A 23,625-nucleotide genomic window follows, 5' to 3' on the forward strand; every position below is an offset into this window, starting at 1 on the left:
ATTCAGCAAACAATCCCGATTCAATAACCATGACTTGGGCCCTTCAGGGCAGAGCCATCCATTTCCAGGAGGAACAATGAAGAATCTATTGACGCTGGCGGCCTGCCTGCTCCTTTCAGGAGCCGCAATGGCCGACCAGGGTCCAGCACTGGTCACCAGCGGACCCGCAGAAGGCCCCATCGTGCGCGGGGAGGTACCGGCCAATGCTGCCTGGCAACTCCAGCAGCGGACCGCCGAAAGCATTGCCACCCTTGAAGCCCGGATGGGCATGGGGGAAGATGACGAGGCACTCCAGTTGCAGATCATCGATCTGAAGCGTCAGAGTGACCTGCAGCGCCTGGAGCTGCTGGCAACCGACTACCGCAATCAGGGCCGGCTGGAAGAAGCCGCCGAAGCGGAAGCCGAGCTGCAAAGGCGCCTGACCCCCAATCAGGACCGTGAAGCGGCCGGTCGTGTGCCTCTGACCCTTGAGCAGAAGCAGGCCATTGGCGGCACCGAATCCACGGCCCCCAAGGCTGCGGTCAGTGTGCCCACCACCAGCACGACGGACGGGGGCGCCCAATGAAATTCTCTCATTCCCTGATGCTGGCCGGCGTTCTGGCGCTTGGCTGCGGACTCACGGCTCAGGCCGATACCATGGAACCTGGTGTGCACCCCGATCGCGAAGTGCGTGAAGGCTGCTCCAGTGCGCTGACCCAGTGGGACGTGGAGCAGTTGCGTGAGCTGGAAGCCACCGGCATCTACGACAACGAAGACCCCTCCCGCGAAGTGGGCACCTATCTGGTGTATCTCGCCTTCCACATCGTGCGTACCTCCTCCGGTACGGGCGGGATTGCCCAGAGCCAGTTGGATCAGGCCCTGATCGACCTGGCCGACGCCTTTGTCGGCACGGGCATCTGCTTCACGGTGGCCTACACCGATTACATTGACAACACCACGTACTACAACATCGACAACGATGCCGAGCGCGCGGTGCTGAAGGGCATCAACAACCAGGCCAACATGCTGGATTGCTACTTCGTGAACTACGATGGTGGCTATTGCGGCGTGTCGTCCTTCACCTGGTCCACGGAGCAGGGCATCACCTTCGACAACGGCTGCGTGGGCGTGGCCAGCAATCCCTCGACCTTCCCCCACGAAGTGGGCCACTACTTCAACCTGCTGCACACCCACGAACCGGCCTACGGCAACGAGTGCCCCACGGGCAGCAACTGTGGATCCGCGGGCGATCTGGTCTGCGACACCCCGGCCGACCCCGAGCTGAGCACCAGCAATGTGAACACCAGCTGCGTGTACACCGGTTCGGAAATCATCTTCTGTGACTTCGCCATCCGCAGTTACAACCCCGATCCCACCAACCTGATGAGCTACAGCCGCAAGACCTGCCGCACCAACTTCACTCCCGGGCAGCGCAGCCGCATGCTGGCGACGCTGACCTCGGCTCCGCGTTGGGGCGAGGTGGGCTTCTACTCGCCCGACTTCGATTTCTCGACCCCCACGGGCTGGAGCAATGCGGTGGTGCCGCGCAACACAACCGGTGGCAGCAGTGCTTCCTGCCTGGTCACCAGCACCCTGCCCGGCAACAGCAATACCACCTATTACAACCAGGCCATGCGTCAGGCCAACAGCAGCTCCCACAATCCGGGTGTCTACGGCCGTGCGTTCCTGGACAATGTCTACACGATCTGGTACAGCTACGGTGGCGGTACCTGGAGCGGAACGCAGTACTGGAACAATGTGGGACCCATCACGGTGCGCGGCGGACGCCATGCCCTGCATTCCACGGTGGATTACTTCGACGAAGTCTGCGAATCCAACGAGTCGGACAACACGCGCAACACCCAGTGGGTCTGGAGCCCCTATGTCCTTGGCGACGACCAGAGCCTGCAGCGCAGCACTCCTCCCGAGAAGATGACCACCACCTGGACCTACCCCAACTGCGACGGCTTCCAGTTGACGGGAAACAGCTGGTGGTCCGCGGTGGCGATCCAGCCTCTGACCACGACCGCTGACTTCGACGTGTACCTGCACAACGATTACACGGGCAGCACCGCCGGATTCGCCACCACCCTGGCGACTTCAACCTACGGCAGTGGGCAGAATGACTGGGTCATCGTCAACCACAACCAGGCGGGTTATGGCGGTACCTATCAGGCCGGCATCATCAACTACGACGGCGAAACCGCCGACGTGCGCACGAACCGGATCAACTCACGCACCCTGAGCAAGACCGATGGAACCCGGATCTGCGGCACCCTGCCCTCCAACCGGATCATGGACATCTTCGAGGTCTACTTCAGCACCGATGACATCGCGGACACCTGGACCGTGACACTCAGCAGCGATGATGCGGCGGATCTGGATCTGTACATCTATGATGCCGCAGGCAGCTTCTACGGTCGCAACCAGTACCTCGAGAACAGCCAGACCAACGGAACCTCCGATGAGGTGCTGACCCTGACCGCGAATACGGACCTGGCTGCCTCTGGTTGGTACTCCTTCGTGATCGCCAAGGACGAACTGGCCGACCTGACCCTGCAGTCCACCTACGAGGTGAAATTCACCAACAACAGCAACAAGCTGACCATCAACCCCACCAGCACGGTGCAGGTGGCCGTGATCCAGGATGCCAACCCCTACGGGTCCGCCGAATGGCTGACGCAGTTGACGGCCTTTGGTTATCCCCATACCGTCATCCCCACGGCCGACATCGCCAGCACCAACCTGGATGCCTATGGTGTGGTGATCATTCCCACGCCCGTGACCATTGCAGCCCACGACAACATCCAGGCCAATCTCGCCCTGCTGGATGCTTACAACGACCGGGGCGGTGTGCTGATCCAGGGCACGGCTACCTCCATCAACACCGACGGCTTCTACACCGCGGGCGGCGTGCTGGCGAACTGGGAAACCTGTGCGGTGGCGCATCCTTCCAGCCACATTCTGGTCACCGGTGTGGGCGCGGATGCTCCCGGCAGTTCGGCCGTGCACCATGTGCTGACCGCCCCCGGAGCCGGATGGACCAACCTGGCCTGGACCGATTGCGGCACCAACCAGAGCTGCATGCTGCTGAACGACGCCGACGGACTGCTGATCTACGGTGCGCCCATGGAACACAGCGTGGCCAACTACGACTGCACTCTGGGCGAGAGCATCGAGAACATCGTGCAGTGGGCCTACAAGCGGGCCAAGCAGACGATTCGCGTGACACGCACTCCCATTCAGGGGTCGGCTGCCGTGGTGCTCAATTACAACAAGAGCATTCTCACATCCGTGACTTACACCAACACCGAATCGCTGAGCTGGCTGACTGTCAATCCGCTCAGCGGCACGATTCCCGTGCTGGACGGTGGCGACCCAATCACCTTCACGATGATTCCGGGTGGCAACGCCGCCGGCATCTACAGGGGAGCGGTCACTGTGGGCAATACTCTGTACAACTCGACGGAACTCGTGTACGCCTACATGAATCTGGTGACTCGCAAGCCCGCCGTGCCCATCAACCTGACCATGGTTCCATTGGATTTCAGCCCCGGGCACGCCACGGTCAACGCCAGCTGGACGCCCGTGACCCAGGACATCAATGGCCAGGCGATCACGGTGGAAGCCTATCGTCTCTACTACGATGATGACTTCCTCTTCGGCTCGTCCAACTACATCGATGTCGCTACGACGAACATCAACCTGTTCTACGCGAATGTGGGCATGCTGGACATGGGCTTCCTGCGTGTGGCCGCCATCGATCTCGATGGTCTGGTCGTGGGCGACAGCCAGCCCGACGCGCCCCTGCCGCTGAATGCCGTTCCCGGCAACCCGCTGCTGCTGGGTGTGCCGCAGGCCAGCACCTCCAAGTAAGTGCTGACCCAGCATTCGAGACCTTGAACGATCGCCCCGGTGCAAGCCGGGGCGATCTCTTTTCGGGCGGGCCTGAGCACCGATTCTCCCGGTTCGTCAGAATGCGGGACCACAATTGGCCTGTTCAAACCGGACACCTGAACAGTCGGGTGGCCCGACCGTGGGATTGTGGAGTTTCATCCTGTAAATCTCACCACGGACAGGGCGAACATGCGTGCCAGCCTGATTCCAGGGCTTGCTGTGCAGGAATTGCACACTCGCAACGGGCGGTTGTCCAGGGGTGAACTGTCCGGACAGTCCCCAAGGTGGAACCGGCTGCCAGTTGAGGCCAACCTGGCCAGAACCGGCTTCGGAAACTGGCCAATTGCCATTGATATCTGTGTTACGAAAGAGCGCGTACCGCATGGGCTCCGGGCACGGAGTTTGCCGTAGCGAAACGCTCAACAGTACAGCGGACACCTCAGGGACCTTGATCATGAGCAGCCGTCCAGGCGGCGTCGGGCTGGAGCATCCGGCCACCTGACCACACTCTCGGCGTTGTCGATCCGCCTGCCACAGTTCGTCACTCCATTGAAGGAACTCCAACATGAACGCCCTGTGGTCCCTCGTCCTGTTCCTGATTCTGCCCTGCGCCAGCCGGGTGCTGGCCGACACTCCCATGCCCGGCATGGTGGCACCGGGCACTGCGGTGGAATGCCCGAGCGAGCTGAGCGAGTGGGACCTGCAGCAACTGCGCGCCCTGCAGGCCAGTGGGGTCTACGATTCCATTGACCCGGACCGGGTGACGGGCAGTTATCTGGTCTACCTGGCCTTTCATGTGGTGCGCACGACGGCGGGCACTGGCGGCATTCTGCAAAGCCAGCTGGATCAGGCCATGCTGGATCTGGAGGATGCCTTCGCGGGCACGGGCATCTGCTTTCTGGTGGCCCATCAGGACACCATCAACAGCGATGCGTATTACAGCATCGACAGCGATGCCGAGCGCAACCTGCTGCGCAGCATTGCCAACCAGCCCGACATGATCGATTGTTACTTCGTGAATCATGACGAGGGCTACTGTGGCGTGTCCTCATTCAGCTGGAGCACCGTGCATGGCATCTCCTTCGACATGCAATGCGTCGGGGTGCCCGACAACCCCTCGACTTTTCCCCACGAGATCGGCCACTACTTTGATCTGTTGCACACCCATTCAACGGGCGAAGGTGAGGAGTGTCCCAACGGCAGCAACTGCGCCGTGGCCGGCGACCTGGTCTGCGACACGCCCGCGGATCCGGGCCTGGGAGCCGAGAATGTCAATCAGGACTGTGTCTACACCGGCAACGAGACACGCTTCTGCGGTCTGGCCAACCGCCCCTTCGCGCCCGACCCCACCAACCTGATGAGCTACAGCCTCAAGACCTGCCGCACCAACTTCACACCGGGGCAGAAGGCCCGCATGCTCTCGACCCTGGTCAATACATCGCGCTGGGGCGAGATCGGCTTCAATGCTCCTGACTTCGATTTCAGCACGCCATTCGGCTGGAGCAATGCACTGGTGCCGCGCGACAACGCCAGTGCCTCGCCCGCCTCCTGCATCGTGAGCGCGACTCTGCCGGGCAATGTGTCCGGCACCTGGCTGAATCAGGCCGTGCGCCAGTCCAGCAGCGACTCGCACAACCCGGGAGCCTATGGGCGCATCTTTCTGGACAACGAATGGATCAGCTTCTACTACCTGCCGGAAGGCACCTGGGAAGGGCAGCAGTATCTCAACAACGTGGGACCCTGGCCCGTGCGCGGCGGGCGACACGCGCTGCAGAGCGTGGTGGACTACCACGACGCGATCTGCGAGCAGAACGAGATCGACAACCTGCGCAGCGTGCAATGGGTCTGGAGCCCCTACCCGCTGGCGGCGGGCCAAAGCGTGCAGCGCAACACGCCACCGGAGAAGATGAGCAACCTCTTCACCTGGCCCAACAGCGATGGCTTTCAATTCTCGGGCACGGAGGGCTGGTCCGCGGTGGCGATCCAGCCGCTGTCCACCAGCGCCGACTACGACCTGCACCTGCACAACAACTACACGGGCAGCGCCGTCGGCTTCTCCAGCACCTGGCAGGTTTCCAGCTACGGCAGTGGCGAGCCGGACTGGGTGCTGGTGAATCACCACAGCGCGCCCGCGGGCAACTGGCAGGCGGGCGTGGTCAATTACGATGGCGAGAGCGCCAGCTTTCGCATTGCCGAGCGCGACTCACGCGCGGTGCAGCAGGGAGACGGCACCCGCATCTGCGGCAGCATTGCCGCCAACGAGATCCTCGATCTGGTGGAGGTGTACTTCAGCAGCAGCGAAATCGCCCAGGGCTGGACGGTCACCCTCAGCAGCGACGACGGTGTCGACCTGGACCTGTACCTCTATTCCCCCATCAGCCCGACCCATGCGCGCAATGGCTACCTGAAAACCAGCCAGACCGCCAACACGCCCGCCGAGAGCATGACCCTGCTGGCCAACACGGACCTGCCCGAGGCCGGCTGGTATGCTTTCGTGGTGGCCAAGGACGGCTCTCAGGAACTGGCCCAGTCCTGCAGCTGGGAGCTGAAGTTCGTCCAGACGGGCAACCGCCTGACCATCAGCGCGCCCACACCCGTGCAGGTGGCCGTGTTCCAGGATGGCGCGCCATATGGCTCCACCGAATGGACCGACCAACTGAGCGCCATGAATGTGCCGTATACTCTGTACACCACCACGAGTCTGAGCTGGGTGGACCTGGATGCCTTCGGCGCGGTGATTGTGCCTTCCCCCGGCAGCGAGGCCTCGCACAACAGCATTCAGGGCAACATGGCCCGCCTGAACGGCTACAACCTGCGAGGCGGTGTGCTGGTACTGGGCACCGCATTCGGCACCGCCACCGCGGACTTCACCGTGGCCGGCGGAGTGCAGGCCAGCTGGAGCCCCTGCAACACGGCGCACCCGATTGACCATCTGCTGGTCGGCGGCGTGGCCCCCGACGCCCAGGGCAACGCGGCCGTGCGCCATACCCTTGCAGCTCCCGGTGCGGGCTGGACCAGCCTGGCCAGTTCGGACTGCGGCGGCGCCAGCTGCATGCTGCTGAACGAGGAGCTGGGACTGCTGGTCTACGGCGCCCCCATGGAGCACAGCCTGCTCAACTTCGACTGCAGCCTGGGCGAGAGCATTGAGAACATCGTGGCCTGGGCCACCAAACGCGCCCGCCAGACCCTGCGCATTGGCACCACTCCGCTGCACCAGCCGATTCCGGTGGTGTTCAGCTATTCAAAATCGCCCGCGGCCTCGCTGAGCTACACCAATTCCGAATCACTTGGCTGGCTCTCCGTCAGCCCCGCCAGTGGCAGCATTCCCTTGTTCAGCTCATCCGCTCCGATCACATTCACCGTCACGCCCGCAAGCACTCCTGGCGGCATCCACCGCGGCACGGTGCGCGTCGCCCATTCCATGATCAATTCGCCCGAACTGGTGTACGCCGTGATGACCCTGCCCGGCGCCGCCCCCGCCGCCCCCCTGAACCTGGTGATGACCCCGCTGGACTTCAGCCCCGGCCACGCCACCGTGCTGGTCGACTGGACCCCCGTGACCACCGACATCAACGGCCAGCCCCTGACGATCGAGAGCTACCGCCTCTGGTACGACGACACCTGGCCCATGAGCAACCCCGCCGGCATCGACGTGCCCGGCCCGCCCCAGACCCTGCACTACGAGAACGTCGGCATCCTCTCCCAGGGCTTCCTGCGCGTGACCGCAACGGATGTGGACGGGCAGGTGGTCGCCGACAGTCAGCCGGGGGAGCCGCTGCCGGTGAGTACGGGTAAAGGCGATGCAAGCCTTTTCGAGGAGCGGACCCCGGGATCGAAGCGCTGAAGCTCGGCTTGCCAGCATTGGAACGGAGCAGCCCCGGTCTTGTATCATGGCAGACATGTCACAGGACAGGTGTGACACTGCGGGGTGCTTGACTGGAATGCTGCGGCCGCAGAGCCCCACGGTTTCATGTCAGTGGCAAGCCCAATCGGGGATTGATTGGCCGGCGTCGGCGGGTACGGGGATCATGGAGTGCTCACCGCCACCACGTCATACAGGCGTTGCCCGATGCAGCGAGGCAGGCGCACCCGGGTGTCCAAGGTCTGATCAATCTGGACCCTCGGCTGGTCCAGAGACATCCGTTGGTAGATGCAGTAGTGGTGGGCGCCGGGAACCGGCTGCCAGCTCAATTCCAGTTTCTGGTTCGGGAGCAGGTGATACTCCAACCGGGGGGCACCGAACAGCGCGTACAGCTGCAGACTTGAATGGGTGCGGTCCCGCAGGTACAGAATCCCTTGATGCAGCAACATGTTGTCAATCGTACCACCATTGTTGACGATTGCCTCCTGGGACAAGGTGCCGTCCTCGGCCACACGAAACACGCCTGCGTGAAACTGTATCGGCGTAAAGACTACGCCCGGCACCACCACCAGATCTCCTTCGGCAAGAATGGTTCCCGCGGTGCTGGACCAAGGATGACTTGAGTGGAACTCATACACGGTGCCCGAGCGGACCAGCAGTTTCACCCCGATGCTGGGCGGGGATTCCGCAAGCCCGGACACATAAAGACCGTGCTCCCCAAATCCCATGGCGTCGATGTAGTCGTATACCTGCACACCCAAGAGCGAAACCGGATTCTGCGGATCGCTGACGTCCAGTACCACTGGACCATATACTGAGCTGTAGAAGGCAATCAGCTCCGGTCCAGCGATGCCCAGACCGAACGGGGGCAAGTCCAGATCCTCAAGCGTGGCCAGCAGGTCAAGCTGTCCCTCACCCACTACCTGGTAGATTCGCAGATCTCCATAGTTCGAGCACACGGTCAATCGGTCATTGCAGGAGACCGCCCAACTGATGAGGTCGCTGGCCAATCGCAACGAATCGGTCACGGCGCCACTCCACACGTCATGCATGCGGATGCGAACCGAGCCTTGATCCGGGAAATCCACCACTGCCATCCAGTCGTCAAAAAGTCCAACATATCGTGCATAGCTCGCCGGGAGCCCGTATTGCCAGGTCAGTGCCCCACCCGACTCGTTTGTATACACTCGGACCGAGTCATCCGTGGCCATCGCGAAATGTGTGTCATTCACGGCCATCTGTACGTTGTTCGAGGGAGCACTGAGCGAACCAAGCAGAATGGGAGTCAGCTCTGCTCGGGCCGTCCTCGGCAGCAGCAGGCAGAGCAGGGCAAGCACGGAAAGGGGGGGCATTGGTCCTCCAGGGTGGGGGTGTGAGGCCCGCGTTCACCGGATCCCGCGGGATGCGCCGCAGTATGCCAATGGAAGTCTGCTCGCACAAGCGAAACAACCGATCGGACGAAGCCATTCTTGCATGGTATGGCTGCTGGCTGCCGCAACCCCGCCGGCATCGACGTGCCTGGCCCGCCCCAGACCCTGCACTACGAGAACGTGGGCATCCTCACACAAGGCTTCCTGCGCGTGACCGCAACGGATGTGGACGGACAGGTGGTGGCCGACAGCCAGCCGGGGGAGCCGCTGCCGATGAGCACGGTTAACGGCGATCCGCACATCTTGATCCCGACCGTCTTAACTCCAACTGCCCCATGAGTCGATAATACGATCGGTGTGCAAGCCGTTTGTAGTTACACCGTGACTCGGAAAGTTGCCAGTCAGCGATACGTCTTTTACAACGGATTGGGAGTACTATCCAATCCGGTAACATCACTCGATCTCTGCCTATCCAGTTCAGGGAATCGAGACTGTTTTCAATCAAGGGATTGTGGAGTCCTGGATTCTGACCATCTGAATTGTATCATGTGCAATCCGAGTGCGGCAAACCGAATCAAGTTGTTTCAACAGGTGAGCTTTGATGCAAACCATCCACGTTGTTGCGGCAGTCATTGTTCAAAATGGCACCGTGTTTAGCGCACAACGACCTGATGCAGGGGAAGCTGCACTGAAGTGGGAGTTTCCTGGCGGGAAGATCGAATCCGGCGAGTCTCACGAAGCAGCTCTGATACGTGAAATCTGGGAAGAGTTTTCAGTTACGATCACCGTTGGATCCAGACTGATGACCGTGCGCCACCCCTATCAGAGTTTCTTGCTTGTCATGCATGCCTACTTGGCAACGATAGTGGAAGGCAAGATCCAACCCGCAGAGCATCTGGCGACTCGGTGGCTATCACACGATGAGATTCAAATCGTCGATTGGGCGCCCGCGGACCTTCCTATTGTGGCCGAAATCGAACGTTTGAGACTTCTGGCGTAGCAAGTTGGCCGGACCAGACAGTCGAAGGCACAAACATCCAGTTCCACGTTCAGCGCATTTCAGGCGACCGATCCCACAGCAAACCAATAGATGATTCCGAGAACATAAATGAACGATGACGTGAAGCCAGGTCTCTATGATGTCCTGATGAACGCTGCGCTTGCCTCACAGGTTCGTGAGCTGAATCCTGCAAAGTATGAGGCCGGCTTTGCCTCAATTGACCCCGACTCAGCGCCTGCCCGAATCTCGCAGGTCATTCAAAAGTGGATTGAGCAAGTCCTTGAGTCAGTGCCAGCCAAACACAGAATTGAGGTAGGCGAGGAGATTTCAAGAAAGCTCTTTGACTTGCTCAAGGAGGTCAGCACACGAGGCTTGTCAGACGAGGACAAGCTGCACTATCCCATCCAACGCTTGATAGCCATTCAATCTGTGGCACCAGGGAACCAGGTCATCAAGATTCCTAGACCCAGCACACCGTTGATTGACACCGTGCTGCACACGAACTCACGAGGCGAAAAGGCGCTCACTTATGAGATCCGGTCGGAGATTGGATCTGCGGACCGAGTCGACCTGTTATGTGCTTTCATTCGATGGTCTGGCATTCGAGACTTGATGCCCATGCTTGAAAACCATGTGCGGGCAGATAAAGAACTGCGAGTACTGACGACCACTTACACTCGAAGTACAGAGCTTCGCGCATTGGAGGAGCTTGAACGGATTGGTGCTAAGATTAAGGTGTCCTACGATATCAACTCGACTCGATTGCACGCAAAGGCATGGTTGTTCTTACGCAAGACGGGACACAGCACCGTATACATTGGTTCATCAAATCTCACGTTCTCAGCCCAAGTCACAGGAAAGGAGTGGAATGTTCGACTTTCGCAATACTTGAATCCCGAAGTAATCGAAAAGTACCAAGCCACATTTGAATCGTACTGGGCCAATGAGAGCTTTGAACCGTTCAATCGAGAGCAGTTCATCCAAGCAATTGCAAAACCGACTTCTGATTCCCCAATTGACACGGGGTTGGATGTACACCCGTACCCATTTCAGCGGCAGATCTTGGAGAAGCTTGAGCTAGATCGCGAACGAGGCTATCCACACTGCCTCGTGGTGGCGGCCACGGGAACAGGTAAGACAGTCATTGCCGCGTTAGACTTCCAACGATTGCTCCATACATCACGCTCGCTTCGACTTCTGTTTGTGGCCCATCGGAAGGAGATTCTTGAACAGAGCATCCGTACGTTCCGCCATGTCCTAAAGGACTGGACTTTTGGGGAGATCTGGATGAATGGGACACAGCCCAGTCAATGGGAACACGTCTTCGCATCCATCCAAACCCTTAGCCGGACCAGCTTAGAGAGTTTAGGTCCCGAGTACTTTGATGTGGTGATCATTGATGAGTTCCATCATGCCGCTGCATCTAGCTATGCGCAGCTTCTGGAGTACGTGAAACCGAAACACTTGCTGGGGTTGACAGCAACTCCTGAGCGCACGGATGGTCTTAGCATTCTGCACTGGTTCAATGACCGCTTCTCGGCTGAATTGAGGCTCTGGGACGCTCTTGAACAGGAGCTACTGGTTCCATTCAACTACTTCGGAATTCATGACCACACAGATCTACGCATGGTCACTTGGACTCGAGGCATTGGATACGATCCCACTCAACTCACGAACACCTACACGGGCAATGACTTTTGGTCCTCGATGGTCATCCACGAAGTCACGCGCAAAGTGACGGATGTCAAGTCCATGAGAGCTCTCGGATACTGTGTGAGCATTCTCCACGCGCAGTTCATGGCCAATCGATTCAATGCAGCGGGAATTAACTCGATAGCGGTCGTCGCCAGTACTTCCAAAGCTGACAGGGAAAACGCACTTCGTGAGTTAGAGTCGGGGAAACTGCAGGCCATCTTCACGGTCGACTTGTTCAACGAAGGCGTGGACATTCCACAAATCGACACGTTAATCATGATGCGTCCTACGGAGAGCGCAACCGTGTTTCTTCAGCAGCTAGGTCGTGGCTTGAGGCATGCTCCAGGAAAAAACGTCTTAACCGTTTTGGATTTCATCGGCCATCAACGAACTGAGTTTCGCTTTGACCTGCGCTACAGGGCGTTATTGGGGTGCTCGCGAACCGAACTTGTGTCAGCAGTTGAGAACGGCTTTCCATACCTACCCACAGGCTGCTCCCTAAACCTTGACCAAGTGTCAAGAGATCTTGTGCTGGACAATATTCGCAACGCGCTTCCGCTAACGTCTAGCAAGAAAGTAGAAGAGCTACGCCATCTGGGCAACGTGAGTTTGAAGGAGTACTTGCAGCAGACAGGTCTAGAGCTAGAGGATGTATACCATAACAAAAGTTATTGGACTCTGCTACGCCGACAAGCCGGTCTAGAACCAGCTTTCAAGAATGAGGATTTTGAGAAGCGACTTGGCCGTGGAATTGGCAGGCTACTCCACATAGACGACCCTGAGCGTCTGCAAAGCATGAATACACTACAGCGCTATGGGTCTCCGGACGTGTTGAACAGCTGCTCCGAGAGAGAGTTGCGGCTCTTGAACATGATTCTAGTCGTCATCCTGAGCCCCAGTGTGCCATCGGGCAAAACCGCGAAGGAGTTTGACTCGGTAGAGCAAGCAGTCAAGAGGGTTCTCGAATATCCTGCTCTTGTGGATGAGCTGGTGCAAGTGGCAGACCTGCTAGAAGAGCGGAGAAATCATATCCCAATTGCAATAGAAGACTCGCCACAGATTCCATTAATGATCCATTGTCGCTACAGCCGTGATGAAGTGTTGTCCGCGTATGGGTACGCATCTGTGAGCGATGTAAAGTCGATGCGTGAAGGAGTACTCTGGATTCCCAAAGAGAATACGGATGTGCTCTTTGTAACACTTAAGAAAACGGCGCAGGACTTCAGCGACTCAACCATGTACAAGGACTACGCAATCAGCGAGTGGCTATTTCATTGGGAATCGCAGTCCACAACATCAGTTTCCAGTAAGACGGGGCAGCGATATCTGAATCACGCCAGCAATGGGACTCGCATCGCCTTGTTTATTCGGCGTGAGAAACGTGACCTGAATGGGCGCACCTTGCCCTTCTTCTTTGCTGGCCATGTGACCTATGTAAAACATGAATCAGACCGGCCCGTTGCAATCACATGGAAACTTGAGCACCCATTACCGGGAGATCTTGTGCATTTGCTCCGGACGGCGATTGCTTAGCCATGCTGAGCAGGCTGTGTGTAGTGTTGCCATTGCGAAGGAATCCAGCTAAGCCATTGAAATCGACCAAGCGCGGTCCGAATGGAGTATCCGGGCTTTGTGGCATCCGGCATTCAGGATGACCACAACGCGCTCGTCGCTGAAGTGACGCTCTTGGGCGACGAGGTGGTGGGCGTCTTCGCACGGCAGTTGGTAAAGGTGCCCGTGCGCAGAGCTGGCTGGATATTGCTGATGTGGACCAGCCCGCGACTGAAATCCAGCGGGTCATGGTGGATGGTGACCGTGTCGGTCGGGCGGACCGACGTATTCATTGAATCTGCCTTTGGGCCAGGACATGCCGGGCTCCCGGGGCTTTCAGTCCCTGGACCAGCAGTTCACTCTCCTTCAGTTTGAAACCGGCTTCCTTCACGGCCGTGTGCTGGAACACCATTTCCGTATTCCTACCGGGTACTTGCGGTCCGGTCCATCGACAGACTGGCGGTTCGATCCGGGACCTGGTGTGTGTGGCTTGTCGGGCCCAGCTGAAAGATAAGGGGTCCTTTTGCCATGCCATCGGACGATGCAGTATAGAATGCCGGATCTGGTGTCAGAAGGAGATGGCCATCGTCAGTTGCCTGAATCGTGTGCCATTGCCGGGTGTGTCGGATTCCCATCTGGCGTGGTCGTAGCGCACGCGCACACTCTCAAGCATCCAGTCGAGGACGGGCGTATCGTGTGATCCCGGAAGAACCCGCTCGATCAGGCGGAACAGGCCATTGCTGTCAAGGCCCCAGCCTTGGGTGCTTTCGTGAGAGTTCCATGCCTGGTCTTCGTGTCTGCCCTTGCGCAGCGTGACCATGTCGAGCAGGCTCAGTTCCGCGCCCCAGTTGCGATTGGTCGTGTCGTCCTTGCTGAAGATGTCCTTGTTGAACAGTCTGTAATCCAGGGCGTAGGCATAGGTGTCCGGCGCATCCGTGCTCTCCCGGCTTGTGGCGTACCCCCCCGGATCCGTGTCCGGGATGCCATTGATCGTCACGCTGGCAAGATATTTGTGTATCAGGGTGGCGGAGTGCTCGGCGGCAACATGCAGACGCAGCAGTTCCAGATCGGCGGTCCTGCCCGAGCCACCATGGATCACACGAAATCGTGAGGCCAGAGCCAGACGATCCATGCGGGGCATTGGATCCCCAGAGGATTCCGGCACATACGCTAGCTCGCCTCCAATGAAGTTGCGAGCCCAGCTTCCGGCCATTCCCAGATCCAGCAGCAACGGAGAGCCGGGCAAGGCTTGCAATGGGACACGGTCAATGATTTTTCTTTCGGCTGCCAGTCCCCAGTCGAATGTGCTGATCCTTCCGGTGACGTGATCGAGGTTCTGACTCGCGATCGTGATTGGACCGATGTTGCTGGTCACGTGATCATATCCCAGTCCGGCACCGAACTGCCACTGTTTCAGTTGCCAACCCAATTCCATTCGGAACGAGGTGGCATAATCGTCTTTTGCACGGACCAGGGATACCGTGTTTCCATCATGGAATATTTCTGTCCAGGAAGAATGTGACAAGCGATGGTGGATTACTCCCAACGATAGCGTCATGGGCACTTTCGACCGCCGGCTGAGACTGTGTGCTTTTCTGGACACAGCATCCAGTGCCGCATTCAATGGAGTACGGACACGCACTGCCCAGGAACCGAATGTCTCGCCAAGTTCATCGAATTCAGGCACCCAATCCGTTCTGGGACTGTAGCCGCTGTACTCCACCAGAGTCGCTTGTGACGCAGCCGGCCCGATGCCGGAAACCCCGGGAAGGAACCAGATCGCCAATGGGTCCTCGGAGTAGGGTGAGGTCAGATTGCCCATGCCATTGGCTGCTGTGGAAGGGGATATCTCCAACCAGGGACAAACTTCCTCGCCCGCTGCCCGGGCCGGGCGCAGGAATGCCAGCAGAATTCCGGACAGTAAAAGGATGCACGTGTCGAATCGCACGGATACCTCCGGAAAGGAAGGGGCTGTCGCATGGCATGGCCAGCTTGGTTGCCGGCAGGGAATTGGTCGCAAGTTCAGTGGGACGGAATAAAGCACGACTGCGGGGGCATGGGCTTGATACAGGTCAGTCGTTGTACTTGGGGGTGAAACGTTCCTTGTGGAATCCATGTGACATGAACACCATGATTCCAGTTCGCATCAGGGAGATTCGCATGACGAAGGACAACTCCAGATCACCTGGGGCCTTGCTTCAGGCCAACGGAATCAGATCCTCCAGATTGCGCGCAAAGGCCACCGCTTCGATTCCTTCCGCCAGCGGAAAGCTGTGGTCGCCCGCATGGATCACCGTCAGCGAGTCCAGTTTCAGCGAGTCCAGCGCTGCATGCATGGAGCGTGTGGTGCGAGGCGTGGTTGTGCGCTTGATCTCGAAACCCAGGCGGCGGTTGCCGCGGATCACCAGCAGGTCCAGTTCGGCGCCGGCGTGGGTGGCCCAGAACCAGCATTCCTCGCGGTGGACACCCAGGCGGCGGATCAGTGCATCGATCACGAATCCTTCCCAGGACGCACCGACTTTCGGATGGCTCTCCAGCGCGTCCTGTGTACTCAGTCCAAGCAGTGCGTGAAGCAGACCGCTGTCACTCAAGTACACTTTGGGGGACTTGACCTGGCGTTTGGAGATGTTCTCGTGCCAGGGTTGGAGTTGGCGCACAACCAAGGCGCTGCAAAGGGAATCCAGGTAGCGGCCGACGGCGACATTGCTGATGCCGAAGGCGCGGGAGAATTCGGCGGCGTTCCAGATCTGGCCGTGCCAGTGGGCCAGCATGGTCCAGAAGCGGCGCATCACGGGGGACGGCGTGCTGATGCCCAGTTGGGGCAGGTCGCGCTCGAGGAAGGTGCGCAGAAACTGCTCGCGCCATTCGAAGGACAGGGCATCACTTGCAGCCAGGAAGGAACGAGGAAAGCCGCCCCGTAGCCAGAGGCCTTGCTGTTCCTCCTGGGCGATCTCGTCCAGCGCAAAGCCGCCCAGCCCGTGCCAGACAATGCGGCCGGCCAAGCTCTCGCTGCCTTGTTTCAGCAGCTCCGGTGAGGCGCTGCCCAGCAGCAGAAAACGGGCAGGAACTGCGGGGCGGTCCGCCAGCACACGCAGCAAGGGAAAGAGTTCCGGCTGGCGCTGCACTTCGTCCAGTACCACCAGGCCGGTGAGGCCTGAGAGTGCCAGGCCGGGATCCGCCAGGCGGGCCAGGTCCGCTGGGTCTTCCAGATCGAACCAATGCACGGGACTGCCGTCCGCCAGTTGGCGTGCGAGGGTTGTCTTGCCCACCTGCCTTGCGCCAAGGATGGCCACAATCGGGAATTGGGCCAACAGATGTTGCAGGCGCTGGCGCTCCTGAAGGCGATCAATTGATTTCATGCTTGAAATATTAACAGATAACGTTAGAATTTCAAGGAAAAAATCGAACAGCACACGTCAGCTCATCAGTACTCTGCCTTCCTTGCCCAGTCCCGAATGGGGCAACATGCATCATAACCCGTGGTGAAACCACGGGTGGGACTCATTGAAGGTTCCTTGGCATGGCACTATCCTGTTCCAAATGATCGGTAGTTGTTGACAAGTGCCAAGACTTTGGCACATTCGCGCCATGAAGCAACTCCCTGATCCCATTATGGCCCTGCTGCAACGGTCTGGCGTGGCCCGATCCAGTGAACTGGCTGTCGGCGCATCGCGCAGTCAGATAACGCGTTGGGTGCGTGCGGGTCTGCTGATGCGGGCTTCACGTGGGCTCTATGCCCTGCCTGCTGCCCGGATCGATGAGAACTGGAGCCTGCGGATTGTCGCCAACCGCTCGCCGCGTGCCGTGTTCTGTCTGCTGACAGCTCTGCGTCTGCATGGCCTGACCACGCAGTCGCCGTTCGAGGTATGGATCGCCCTGGGCAACAAGGGCCACGTTCCTCGGCTGGATCATCCACCCATTCGCGCGATCCGCTTCTCGCAGGAATCTCTGGTGGCCGGTGTGGAGGAGCTTGAGATCAACGGATCACACTTTCGTGTCACATGTATAGCCAAGACCATTGCGGACTGCTTCAAGTACCGCAGCAAGGTGGGGCTGGATGTGGCCATGGAAGCGCTCAAGGACGCGCGCCGCAAGCGGATGGCCAGCACGCAGGATCTGTGGGAGTACGCGCAGATCAATCGGGTCGGCGAAGTCATGCGACCCTATCTGGAGATGGTGGAATGACACGCAATCTGCCCGCCTCTTCGACTTGTGGTTCGATGTCCCACATCGGGCCACGGCCGATGCCGATTTTCTGGGTTTCGGGCCGTCGAGTGTAGCCGAAGCAGTCCAGACCATTCGCACGATTTGCCTGCAGACGGCTGAGGATGGCATGGTCTACGATCCAGAATCGATTGCGGCCCTGGCGATCCGGGAAGAAATCCGCCAAGGGGGATTGCGAATCCGTCTCACAGGATTGCTGGGGAGAACACGCTGCCCGATCCAGCTCGACATCGGATTCGGGGATGCGGTAACGCCCGGCCCGGAGGATGTGATGTATCCAACGCTGCTGGATGATCTGCCTGGTCCCCGGCTGAAAGCCTATCCGAGGGAGACGGTGGTTGCCGAAAAACTGGAGGCCATGACAAGTCTGGGAATGATCAACAGTCGAATGAAGGACTACTTCGATCTGCGTGCGCTTTGTACTCGAAGAGCGTTTGAACGACGCGGATCTGCCACGGGCGCTCCATGCAACATTCACTCGTCGCGGGACGTCAATCCCCTCAAGTACGCCACTGGGTCTGAGTGACGCCTTTGCCCAGGATCCCCAGAAGCTCAGTCAGTGGAAAGCCTTCCTGAACCGCAACCGACTCGCTCCAATCGATCTGGCTGATGTTGTCTCAGAGCTCCGGGACGCTTTCCAGGACGCCTTCAAACGAGCCCTTCGCTCCATTCAGATCAAGATTCCTGATCTCCATTGGGGCGCGGATCGCATGGAGACGTCGCTCTCAACCCACGCCGCAATGCGCGGCCATGCGCTTACGGGTGAAGTCTTCACGCGCTTCACTCAGCGGGGCGTCCGTGCCCACCCAAGGAAAATGACGGCGAACACCAGATCCGGCAGCGCGTTCAGGGCCATGCCTGCCGGCACATCCCCTGCCAGCGCGTAGACCAGTGTCAGCGCGAAGAATCCCAGTTTTCCCAGTCCGCCCACCAGCAGCAGCGCCCGGTTGATCCGGGGCTGCAGGGCAAGCCAGGCATAGACACCGCCGAAAAGCGCGATGATGAAGCCAAACTGCGCCGCAAAGAATCGTGGCACCACCAGGGGCATCAGCGGAGAAGGTCTGCCGAAGGCAAGCGGGATGAACACCAGGACGCCCATTGCATTGAGCACGACGGTGGCCCACAGTGCGCCGCGGATGAATCGATCGTGCTGCATGCTTGCTCTGGGTCTGGTTGACGGGCTGGAATGGCGCAAGGAAACCGACATCGGGTTGCGGGGCAGGTTCGCCCCGACACGGTCCTGAAGAAGACAGATTCAGGCTGGAGCGTAGGTCAACCGGATCACATCCTCGGCGATCCGCTCATGGGCCAGCAGGCGCTGCGGTGGCCGGGGTCCGGCGAAATAGGGCGTGCCCTGACCCAGCACCACCGGGTGCAGGTAGATGCGATACTCGTCGATCAGGCCCAGCTCCGTCAGGCTTCTTGCCAGGTTTGGGCCGGCAATCTCGAGCTCCCCGTCCTGCTCGGCCTTCAGCACCCGGATCGCGCTCGCCAGGTCCCCCGTCACGAGCGTGGCGTTGGGGCCGACCGTTGCCAGCGTGCGCGAGACAACCCATTTCGGCTGTTTCCGCCACGCCGCCGCGTACGCGTGTTCCGCCTCTTCCCAGCCAGGTTGATCGTCGTCCCAGTAGCGAATGATACCGTACATCCGGCGACCGTACACACTGCCCGCCGTCCGCTGCGCCTCCTCGATGAAATGCTGGAAGAGCTCGGGGCTGGGCCCGAAGGCCGTGTGGTCCACATAGCCATCGAGGGACTGGTTCATTCCGAACACGGGATTGGCCATGGAGGGCTCCTTTTCCTGTATGTCACGATGGATGCTCCGTAACTGGCGCACCGTCTGCCGGGTTCGCCCCGGAACACGGAGTGCGGCGGTCGGCGTGAGCGCGAGTCGCCGCATTGCTCGGCAGTCCGTTCGGAATCGGGCCGGCTCCCCGCGGTCATCCCCTGCTCACGAAGAGCCCGCAACGGCCACAGGGAGCGGATCCGGCGTGCACGATAGTACCGCAACGGCTTGCCGGTCTGCCCATGGGCACGGCATTGCCGTCGGCTGGAATGGTTGTGCTCGAACCACTCCGCACTACTTCAGCAGCAGCAGTCGTGTGACCTCGGTTCTGCCGTCCAGGTTCAGCACACCGAAGTACAGCCCCGTGGCCAGGGATCCCGCGTCGAAGGGAACCATGTAGGTGCCGGCAGTCAGCCGTTCGTCCAGGCAGCGACGGACCCATCGCCCCTGCAGGTCGTACACATCAAGGGTTGCCCGGCCCGGCTGGTCGATCACCGCTTCGAGCATCGTACGGGGATTGAAAGGGTTCGGAAAGGCCCCGAGCGCGAATTCTCCGGGGGGTGTCGCCACAGGCCGGGTGACTGTCAGCGGTTCCACATGGATCGTGTCCGTAACGCTCGAGTAGCGATTCTCCGCGTCGAATACCCGGAGGCGAAGGGGGTAGTCGCCCGGCTCGGTGAACCGGTGCGTCACCACATCCAGGGAGTCGGGGCCATCCGGGCCCTCCGGGTAGTTGAAGTACCAGTAGAATCTCAGCTCCCGTTCGGGATCGTCCGGATCCATCGTTCCGCTGGCATCAAAGGTGAAGGTGGTGGCGGTAGTACCTTCCTCCGGCGTGATCACCAGCTCGATGGCAGGATTGGCCCCCACGGGAAGTCTCCGTGTGCATGTGCTCGTGGCCCCGTTCGCAGACCTCACCTGCAGCGTTGCCAGCGTATCGCCGATGGTGTCGAACCGCGTTGTCAGCACCCGTTCAGTCGACCACTCCGTATCGTGGACACCATCATTGTCCAGGTCCCAGCGGACCTGGATCAACGAGTCCGCCGATTCAAGGTCCGAACTTGAACCGGCGTCGAGCGTGCAGGTGTCGCCGTATTCGAACGACGAGGGCGAGATTGCGAACCAGGCCAAGGGGGCCAAGTCGCATGACACATCGTAGACATGCAGAGCGTGAAGATCCGTCACGAAGAGCAACCCGTCGTCGAGCAGGATGGACCGGCCATGGTCCATCGGGATCCGTGCGCCGGTCCGGGTCTCCTCGGCAACACCCAGCGGAACCAGTTCCCACTGGTCGTCGGAGACGGCCGCGAACAGCTCGTGACCGAAGGAGACATCCTGCACCCGGCTGGAAATCTCGAAGCCGGCGTACGGGACAGGATGCACCGGATCCTGGATGAGCGACATGCAGACCTGTCCCCAGAAATTGTAGCTGCAAAGCAGGTCGGTGCCTCCCTCGATGCTGCTGCCGCAGATGGGGTAGGGTTCGTTGTCAAGTTGAATCGGGCCGTCCGGATCGGTGAGCGAGTACAGGTGGATGCCCGCATCCAGCACATACAGATGGTCCTCGTGAACCGTGGCATCCGTGATGTTGGGTGATTCCGGAACCAGGTGGGCAAACTGCGGGGCGTAGGGATCGGCGACGTCCAGGATGGCGACACCTTCAGTGTCGACCACGATGTACACGAATCCATGCCGATAGGATACCTGGCCGCAATGCCAATAGGGCAGTTCCGTCGTGCTGAGCGTTGCCAGTTCATGGGGATTGCTGTAGTCCACGATCGACAACCCAGTCCAGAGGTTGCTCACATAGGCCAGGCCTGCGTGCGTATCGATCGACTGGGGACTTCGCATGCCCACCGAATCAAGGATCACGGGGTTTACCGGATCGGTGATGTCCACAACCATCAGGCCATCGATCGATGAACCCAGGAACAGGAGGTTGCCGTCACGGTGAATGCAGGCCGCGTAGTTGATTTCCAGGCTGCTTAGCTCGGTGGGGCACGCCGGCAGGTTCGAAGCCGACAATCCGATTGCCAGCAGTGCCGGAATCAACCTGGACGAAGCATGGAATCGGCGCCGGATCGTTCGCGGTTCAACTGCCGGAGTGGCGTGCGTTGTCGGCCGGTCCAGGATCGGGTCGTGCGGACTCGATTCCAGCGGGTTTTCCTGTCGTGGATTCGGATGGTGGGCACGACGGAGTGGGGGTGTAGAGTTTCGGGGGGGCATCAAAAGGCTCTCCTTCTTCAAGAAATCAACAATCAGTCGATTCAAGCCGCCCTTGATCCGCGCCATGGTTTCTCCGGCGACGGGGCAGCGCTCAACTTGAGGTCTGATCGGGAGAGGTTTTCTTGTCGCGGGGTCGTCAACGTAGCTCTACCGCGAAACGGATGCAAGAATCAAGACAACAGCCAGGCGATCACATTTCATGGCAAACCGCCGACTGTGCGCCCGGAGATCCTGGAACGCAGGGTGCGGCGGTTTGCGTGATCGCGAAGGGCGCGGTACGGGTCTTACCGGCAGGCCGTGCGCCAATTCCTCCGGGAAGCCCGCGACCCTGTACCGCCGAGCGTGGCTGTGGCCCTGTCCCTGATCTTGTGCTCCAGGTCCTCTGCAGGCGCAATTGCATCACGGCGGGGATCCGGAACGAACCGACGGCGCGGGCAGCGGACCATCAGTTCTGGTCGTAGGCACGCTCCAGGGCCGCCGCGCCCAGTTTCACCATGGTCAGCAAGGCATCCATCACGGCCTTCACCTTTCTGGGGTTCCGGTCGGCGATGAGTTCCGTGAATCGTCGGGGCACAATCTGCCAGGAGAGGCCGAAGGGGTCCTTGATCCAGCCGCACGCGGAAGGGGTCGCGCCGGCCTTGAGCAGCTTGTCCCAGTACTCGTCCACTTCCGTCTGGTCGGCGCAGTCCACATGAAAGGAAACACCTTCGGAGAAGTTGAAGTACGTGCCGCCATTGTAGCACATGAAGACCTGACCCCCGACCACGAACTCGGCGGCGGTGACCGGGCCGTCCTCGCGCGTGCGGGCGACGGTTCTGATGCAGGAGTCCGGGAAGGTGGCGGTGTAGAACTCCATGGCCGCTTCGAGCTGATCGTTGAACATCAGGAACGGTGTCACCTTGGCCATCGCAGGCTCCATACTCAAGATCGGGGCAAACGAGGAACGCAGCCACCAGGCGCAAGGACTTCCCTGTGTGACGCCTCCTCCTCGTGGATGCGGCGCTGGCTGAACGTTCGATAGGTCAATCCAGCAGGCAGTGCGCCAGCTCGTCGGGGAAGTCGACTTCCATGCGCAGCAGGGCCTGGCCGTGGGCCTTGCCCTGGGCGTCGTTCTTGAGGGACATGCTGCCGCCGCCGCCAAGGCTCTCGCCCAGGATGAAGTTGAGCGCCAACAGGTTGGGCAGTTCGTAGCGTGTGGACTGGCCGAGAGCAACAGAGGACATTGGTTTGAACATGGCCCTGGACTGCGTACCTGATGGCGTGGTCAGAAACGGGTGTTCTCAGGCCGAACGAATGAGTTGTCGCACGGATATGAGGTCGCCATCGGCTACCGCGCGAACATCGGCTTCCTTGAGCGTCACCAACGCTTCCGTCTTGCCGGATGCGCTGACGAACTCAACTTCAAGGCCATCCGGTTCATACACTTGCACGACTGCGCCGAGGTCACCTTTGCGAAGTCCATGCTCAGGAAGGTCCCGGTTGAGTACGACTGTCTGCAGTTCTTGGAATCTCATCTTTGGCAGATGCATCGATCTTCAATCGTCCACTCTCTGGAAGTCCCATTCTGGGCGACCCGATTGCGCCCGATAACATCTCGAAAGATTCAACGGGTTGTAGGGCTTATCGGGCCCGGCTGGAAACAACGGTCTGTGGCTGAGGCCAAGTGGAAATGAGTGCGCGACGCATCTCCATCAATCCAGCAGACAGTGCGCCAGCTCGTCGGGGAAGTCCACTTCCATGCGCAGCAGGGCCTGGCCGTGGGTCTTGCCCTGGGCGTCGTTCTTGAGGGACATGCTGCCGCCGCCGCCCAGGCTCTCGCCCAGAATGAAGTTGAGCGCCATCAGGTTGGGCAGTTCGTAGCGTGTGATCTCGCCCAGGGCGATGCGGGAGAAATGGGCCTTGATCCGCTCGGGGGTGAGCACACCCACGGCCCAGTTGTAGACCTCGGGGCTGCGGAAGAGGATGCCCACGTTGCTGTGGGGGCCCTTGTCACCGGAACGGGCGTGGGCGATGCGGGCGAGGGTGATGGTCATGC

General features: G+C 59.9%; 19 protein-coding genes. 8 read left to right on the plus strand and 11 right to left on the minus strand.

The window, feature by feature from the left end; genetic code table 11:
* The first annotated feature begins 76 nt into the window (after nucleotides 1-76).
* From H6678_11170 to H6678_11180, 3 genes are all read left to right on the plus strand, one after another.
* Entirely contained in the window at nucleotides 77-565 is a 489-nt protein-coding gene (locus H6678_11170) for a hypothetical protein (GenBank protein MCB9474361.1), read from the plus strand.
* A complete protein-coding gene (locus H6678_11175; GenBank protein MCB9474362.1) occupies nucleotides 562-3,855 on the plus strand; it encodes a hypothetical protein in 3,294 nt (1,097 codons plus the stop codon). The genes H6678_11170 and H6678_11175 overlap by 4 nt, the downstream gene beginning before the upstream one ends.
* A 586-nt stretch (nucleotides 3,856-4,441) precedes the next feature.
* Nucleotides 4,442-7,720: a hypothetical protein gene (locus H6678_11180; protein ID MCB9474363.1), complete on the plus strand. Its 3,279-nt coding sequence runs from the start codon at nucleotides 4,442-4,444 to the stop codon at nucleotides 7,718-7,720.
* A gap of 182 nt (nucleotides 7,721-7,902) precedes the next feature.
* On the opposite strand, the gene H6678_11185 is transcribed toward H6678_11180, so the two are convergent.
* Nucleotides 7,903-9,090, minus strand: coding sequence for a hypothetical protein (locus H6678_11185; GenBank protein MCB9474364.1), 1,188 nt, complete (start codon nucleotides 9,088-9,090; stop codon nucleotides 7,903-7,905).
* Between the two features lie 117 nt (nucleotides 9,091-9,207).
* On the opposite strand from H6678_11185, the gene H6678_11190 reads away from it, so the two are divergent.
* From H6678_11190 to H6678_11200, 3 genes are all read left to right on the plus strand, one after another.
* On the plus strand, nucleotides 9,208-9,447 hold the full coding sequence (locus H6678_11190) for a hypothetical protein (GenBank protein MCB9474365.1): 240 nt from the start codon (nucleotides 9,208-9,210) through the stop codon (nucleotides 9,445-9,447).
* A gap of 262 nt (nucleotides 9,448-9,709) precedes the next feature.
* Nucleotides 9,710-10,108 carry a (deoxy)nucleoside triphosphate pyrophosphohydrolase gene (locus H6678_11195; GenBank protein ID MCB9474366.1) on the plus strand — a complete coding sequence of 133 codons (399 nt, stop codon included), beginning with the start codon at nucleotides 9,710-9,712 and terminating at the stop codon, nucleotides 10,106-10,108.
* 108 nt (nucleotides 10,109-10,216) lie between these two features.
* A complete protein-coding gene (locus H6678_11200) occupies nucleotides 10,217-13,336 on the plus strand; it encodes a DUF3427 domain-containing protein (GenBank protein MCB9474367.1) in 3,120 nt (1,039 codons plus the stop codon).
* 113 nt (nucleotides 13,337-13,449) lie between these two features.
* On the opposite strand, the gene H6678_11205 is transcribed toward H6678_11200, so the two are convergent.
* The 3 genes from H6678_11205 to H6678_11215 form a co-directional block, all read right to left on the minus strand.
* On the minus strand, nucleotides 13,450-13,647 hold the full coding sequence (locus tag H6678_11205) for a hypothetical protein (protein MCB9474368.1): 198 nt from the start codon (nucleotides 13,645-13,647) through the stop codon (nucleotides 13,450-13,452).
* A 275-nt stretch (nucleotides 13,648-13,922) separates the two neighbouring features.
* Nucleotides 13,923-14,495: a hypothetical protein gene (locus H6678_11210; GenBank protein MCB9474369.1), complete on the minus strand. Its 573-nt coding sequence runs from the start codon at nucleotides 14,493-14,495 to the stop codon at nucleotides 13,923-13,925.
* 1,057 nt (nucleotides 14,496-15,552) lie between these two features.
* Nucleotides 15,553-16,713 carry an ATP-binding protein gene (locus H6678_11215; protein ID MCB9474370.1) on the minus strand — a complete coding sequence of 387 codons (1,161 nt, stop codon included), beginning with the start codon at nucleotides 16,711-16,713 and terminating at the stop codon, nucleotides 15,553-15,555.
* Between the two features lie 229 nt (nucleotides 16,714-16,942).
* On the opposite strand from H6678_11215, the gene H6678_11220 reads away from it, so the two are divergent.
* Nucleotides 16,943-17,539 carry a type IV toxin-antitoxin system AbiEi family antitoxin domain-containing protein gene (locus H6678_11220; protein ID MCB9474371.1) on the plus strand — a complete coding sequence of 199 codons (597 nt, stop codon included), beginning with the start codon at nucleotides 16,943-16,945 and terminating at the stop codon, nucleotides 17,537-17,539.
* Nucleotides 17,540-17,564: 25 nt separating this feature from the next.
* Nucleotides 17,565-18,104 (plus strand): nucleotidyl transferase AbiEii/AbiGii toxin family protein, encoded by a 540-nt coding sequence (locus H6678_11225; GenBank protein MCB9474372.1) that lies wholly within the window; start codon nucleotides 17,565-17,567, stop codon nucleotides 18,102-18,104.
* Nucleotides 18,105-18,362: 258 nt separating this feature from the next.
* Here H6678_11225 and H6678_11230 read toward each other — a convergent pair whose 3' ends face one another.
* From H6678_11230 to H6678_11260, 7 genes are all read right to left on the minus strand, one after another.
* Nucleotides 18,363-18,734, minus strand: coding sequence for a hypothetical protein (locus H6678_11230; GenBank protein MCB9474373.1), 372 nt, complete (start codon nucleotides 18,732-18,734; stop codon nucleotides 18,363-18,365).
* Nucleotides 18,735-18,833: 99 nt separating this feature from the next.
* Nucleotides 18,834-19,364: a dihydrofolate reductase family protein gene (locus H6678_11235; GenBank protein MCB9474374.1), complete on the minus strand. Its 531-nt coding sequence runs from the start codon at nucleotides 19,362-19,364 to the stop codon at nucleotides 18,834-18,836.
* 294 nt (nucleotides 19,365-19,658) lie between these two features.
* Complete coding sequence (locus H6678_11240) at nucleotides 19,659-21,389, minus strand: T9SS type A sorting domain-containing protein (GenBank protein MCB9474375.1); 1,731 nt, start codon at nucleotides 21,387-21,389, stop codon at nucleotides 19,659-19,661.
* A gap of 646 nt (nucleotides 21,390-22,035) precedes the next feature.
* Nucleotides 22,036-22,497 carry a VOC family protein gene (locus H6678_11245; protein MCB9474376.1) on the minus strand — a complete coding sequence of 154 codons (462 nt, stop codon included), beginning with the start codon at nucleotides 22,495-22,497 and terminating at the stop codon, nucleotides 22,036-22,038.
* A gap of 115 nt (nucleotides 22,498-22,612) precedes the next feature.
* Complete coding sequence (locus H6678_11250; protein ID MCB9474377.1) at nucleotides 22,613-22,813, minus strand: hypothetical protein; 201 nt, start codon at nucleotides 22,811-22,813, stop codon at nucleotides 22,613-22,615.
* Nucleotides 22,814-22,870: 57 nt separating this feature from the next.
* Nucleotides 22,871-23,104 (minus strand): DUF4926 domain-containing protein, encoded by a 234-nt coding sequence (locus tag H6678_11255; GenBank protein ID MCB9474378.1) that lies wholly within the window; start codon nucleotides 23,102-23,104, stop codon nucleotides 22,871-22,873.
* 177 nt (nucleotides 23,105-23,281) lie between these two features.
* The gene (locus H6678_11260; protein ID MCB9474379.1) at nucleotides 23,282-23,623 is read right to left on the minus strand and encodes a hypothetical protein; all 342 of its coding nucleotides are present in this window, start codon (nucleotides 23,621-23,623) and stop codon (nucleotides 23,282-23,284) included.
* Between the last annotated feature and the right edge of the window lie 2 nt (nucleotides 23,624-23,625).

The organism is Candidatus Delongbacteria bacterium, assembly GCA_020634015.1.
Taxonomy (GTDB): Bacteria; CAIWAD01; CAIWAD01; order CAIWAD01; family CAIWAD01; genus JACKCN01.

Coding starts and splice junctions, on each gene's coding strand:
- H6678_11195 (MCB9474366.1), top strand. CDS start 9,710: ATGCAAACCATCCACGTTGTTGCGGCAGTCATTGTTCAAAATGGCACC.
- H6678_11230 (MCB9474373.1), bottom strand. CDS start 18,734: ATGCAGCACGATCGATTCATCCGCGGCGCACTGTGGGCCACCGTCGTG.
- H6678_11255 (MCB9474378.1), bottom strand. CDS start 23,104: ATGAGATTCCAAGAACTGCAGACAGTCGTACTCAACCGGGACCTTCCT.
- H6678_11210 (MCB9474369.1), bottom strand. CDS start 14,495: ATGCCCCGCATGGATCGTCTGGCTCTGGCCTCACGATTTCGTGTGATC.
- H6678_11175 (MCB9474362.1), top strand. CDS start 562: ATGAAATTCTCTCATTCCCTGATGCTGGCCGGCGTTCTGGCGCTTGGC.
- H6678_11220 (MCB9474371.1), top strand. CDS start 16,943: ATGAAGCAACTCCCTGATCCCATTATGGCCCTGCTGCAACGGTCTGGC.
- H6678_11185 (MCB9474364.1), bottom strand. CDS start 9,090: ATGCCCCCCCTTTCCGTGCTTGCCCTGCTCTGCCTGCTGCTGCCGAGG.
- H6678_11245 (MCB9474376.1), bottom strand. CDS start 22,497: ATGGCCAAGGTGACACCGTTCCTGATGTTCAACGATCAGCTCGAAGCG.
- H6678_11170 (MCB9474361.1), top strand. CDS start 77: ATGAAGAATCTATTGACGCTGGCGGCCTGCCTGCTCCTTTCAGGAGCC.
- H6678_11260 (MCB9474379.1), bottom strand. CDS start 23,623: ATGACCATCACCCTCGCCCGCATCGCCCACGCCCGTTCCGGTGACAAG.
- H6678_11250 (MCB9474377.1), bottom strand. CDS start 22,813: ATGTCCTCTGTTGCTCTCGGCCAGTCCACACGCTACGAACTGCCCAAC.
- H6678_11215 (MCB9474370.1), bottom strand. CDS start 16,713: ATGAAATCAATTGATCGCCTTCAGGAGCGCCAGCGCCTGCAACATCTG.
- H6678_11200 (MCB9474367.1), top strand. CDS start 10,217: ATGAACGATGACGTGAAGCCAGGTCTCTATGATGTCCTGATGAACGCT.
- H6678_11180 (MCB9474363.1), top strand. CDS start 4,442: ATGAACGCCCTGTGGTCCCTCGTCCTGTTCCTGATTCTGCCCTGCGCC.
- H6678_11235 (MCB9474374.1), bottom strand. CDS start 19,364: ATGGCCAATCCCGTGTTCGGAATGAACCAGTCCCTCGATGGCTATGTG.
- H6678_11205 (MCB9474368.1), bottom strand. CDS start 13,647: ATGAATACGTCGGTCCGCCCGACCGACACGGTCACCATCCACCATGAC.